Annotated in this window: 4 protein-coding genes and 1 other RNA gene; 3 read left to right on the forward strand and 2 right to left on the reverse strand. The window is 65.2% G+C overall.

Annotation, left to right across the window (positions count from 1 at the left end):
* From ssrA to Q7J26_RS07685, 3 genes are all read left to right on the forward strand, one after another.
* Nucleotides 1-163: a transfer-messenger RNA gene (gene ssrA, locus Q7J26_RS07675) on the forward strand; the annotation flags it as partial.
* A gap of 89 nt (nt 164-252) precedes the next feature.
* Nucleotides 253-723, forward strand: coding sequence for an SspB family protein (locus Q7J26_RS07680; protein WP_304935895.1), 471 nt, complete (start codon nt 253-255; stop codon nt 721-723).
* Nucleotides 724-786: 63 nt separating this feature from the next.
* Nucleotides 787-1,548, forward strand: a complete 762-nt coding sequence (locus Q7J26_RS07685; RefSeq protein ID WP_304935896.1) for a C13 family peptidase — start codon at nt 787-789, stop codon at nt 1,546-1,548.
* On the opposite strand, the gene Q7J26_RS07690 is transcribed toward Q7J26_RS07685, so the two are convergent.
* Nucleotides 1,517-1,873: a RusA family crossover junction endodeoxyribonuclease gene (locus Q7J26_RS07690; protein ID WP_304935898.1), complete on the reverse strand. Its 357-nt coding sequence runs from the start codon at nt 1,871-1,873 to the stop codon at nt 1,517-1,519. The genes Q7J26_RS07685 and Q7J26_RS07690 overlap by 32 nt on opposite strands.
* Nucleotides 1,870-2,287: peptidylprolyl isomerase (locus tag Q7J26_RS07695; protein ID WP_304935897.1), on the reverse strand; the 418-nt coding region annotated here is incomplete at its 5' end. The genes Q7J26_RS07695 and Q7J26_RS07690, both read right to left, overlap by 4 nt.

Below are 2,287 nucleotides of genomic sequence, written 5' to 3' on the forward strand. Positions count from 1 at the left end.
CTGGCCCACCGTATCGGGCCATTTTCTAACTGCGAACGATAACTTCGCTGGAGAAGTCGCTCTCGCCGCGTAATGCGGTTCGGGTGATTTCGAATCTTAAGTCCTAGGGGTTCAGATCCTTGGGCGGGGCCTGTCGGGAGCCTGGCAACAGAATCCCGGCGTTTCTCCCGCACATACTGTCGGTTTACCCTATTCGCATCTTTCGCGTCGGGACCGGCGACGCTATCAGTCGGGCTGAATTGCGAGGTGACGATGACCGACCAGACCCCTCCGGTCGATGAGATGCAGTACGAGCGGCTGGCGCACGAGGCGTTGCGCGGCGTGATCCGTTCTGCGCTCGATCATGTTCTGGCCGAAGGCCTGCCCGGCGCTCACCACTTCTACATCACCTTCAAGACCCGGGCCGCCGGCGTCAGCATTCCGCCGGACATGCTGGCCAAATACCCCGACGAGATGACGGTAGTGCTGCAGCACCAGTACGAGGATCTGCAGGTCGAGGCCGACCGGTTCTCGGTCAAGCTGCGCTTCGGCGGCGTGCCGCGTACCCTGGCAATACCCTATTCGGCCGTGACCCGCTTCTACGATCCCAGCGTTCAGTTCCTGCTGCAGTTCGACGAGCCCGAAATCGTCGAGGCGGTCGAAGAAGCGACGCCGCCCGAGGATCCGACGCCGGGCTCCGACGGCCCCAAGGTCGTTTCGCTGGACCAGTTCCGGAAAAAGTAGCCCCTTTCCTCCTATCGCCCCCGCGATAAGGTCTGTGAGCAGGCCAAAGCGGAGGGATGGGCGATGGTTCGGTTCACAGCGGCGTTGGCGGTCCTCGGTCTGATGGTCCTGGGCTGCGCGGCTCAGGCGCAGAGCCGTTTCGACGGCTGGGCCTCGGCCGTCATCGCCGCCGACTGGCGCGACAGCGACGGCCGCCCTATCGCCGCCTTCGACAATGCCCGACGAGACCTGACGACCGCTTTCCAACGTGCAGGTTTCGATCCCGACGCCATGATCAGCGTCAGCCTGCGGCCCGATGTCGCCAACCCGGTCGAGGCGGAAGACAGCCTGCGCCGTTTCGCCGAGGCGGCGGCCCAGGCGCCGCGCGGCTGCCTGTTCTACGTCACCTCGCACGGCTCCCCCGAAGGCCTGGTCTTCGGGCCAGAGGCCACCCTGGAGCCGGAGCGTCTGATCCCCGTCTTGCGTCGGATCTGTGGCGACCGCCCAACGGTGATCGTGCTGTCCGCCTGTTTTTCCGGCGTCTTCGTGGATGGTCTTAAGGGTCCCAACCGAATGGTGATGACCGCTGCGCGCCGCGACCGGTCATCCTTCGGCTGCGCCGCCGACGCCCTCTATCCCTATTTCGACGAATGCGTGCTGGACGGGCTGAAGACTGCGCCGGATTTCATCGCCCTGTCCCGCGCCACGACCGCCTGCGTCGCCGCCCGCGAACAGGCCGAAAACCTGACGCCCGCCTCGGAACCCCAGACGGCGATCGGCGCCAATATGCAACTGCTGCTGCCGACCCTGAGATTCAGGTCTTCCGGGGATACGAGCGGATCGTGATCCGCTCCCGCTCGCCTTCATGGCGCTCGACCAGCAGGCGGGCGACCTGACTGTCGTCGTGGAACAGATAGCCCTTGATGGAGTCCAGCAGGGCCTTGGCCAGGTTGTCGAGGTCCATCCACGGCGGTTCGCCGACATGCTCCATGCGGATTTCGACGACATGATCGCCCCACGACGGGCGTGACGCCCACTCTTTGCGCATGAACTCATAGACCAGGGGCTTGTAGTATTTGGCCTGGGTGGTCAGGCCCTCGATGACGATCTCGACCGCCTCGCCATCCTCCCGCGCTCGGACCTTGCCTGTGCCGATCCAGCCCTTCGTCATTGGGTGCATGCGGCCGGTGCGGCGTCCAGCAACCGTGCGGAACGGATCATCACCGGCGGAGTCAGCTGTTCCGCATCGTCTGCCGGCATCCGCTGGATGCGGCGCGCCACGTCCAACCCCTCGACCACCCGTCCAAACGCGGTGAACCCCTGGCCATCGGGATTGCGGGCGCCGCCGAAGTCGAGGCTGGGCGTGTCCTGGGTGACAATGAAGAAGCTGGACGTCGCGCTGTCCGCGCCGTCGCGCGCCATGGACACCGTTCCCGCAAGATGGCGCAGTCCCGTGTCTCGGGTCCTCTCCAGCGGAATAGGCGGGCGAGAGTCGTCGTCGCTTCCGCGAGGCGTCGCCGCCTGAATGACATCGATGGGATTGGGGTTCGCGGTATTGGTCTCGCGCACGACCGTGCGGAAGAAG

The organism is Brevundimonas sp., assembly GCF_030656255.1.
Taxonomy (GTDB): Bacteria; Pseudomonadota; Alphaproteobacteria; order Caulobacterales; family Caulobacteraceae; genus Brevundimonas.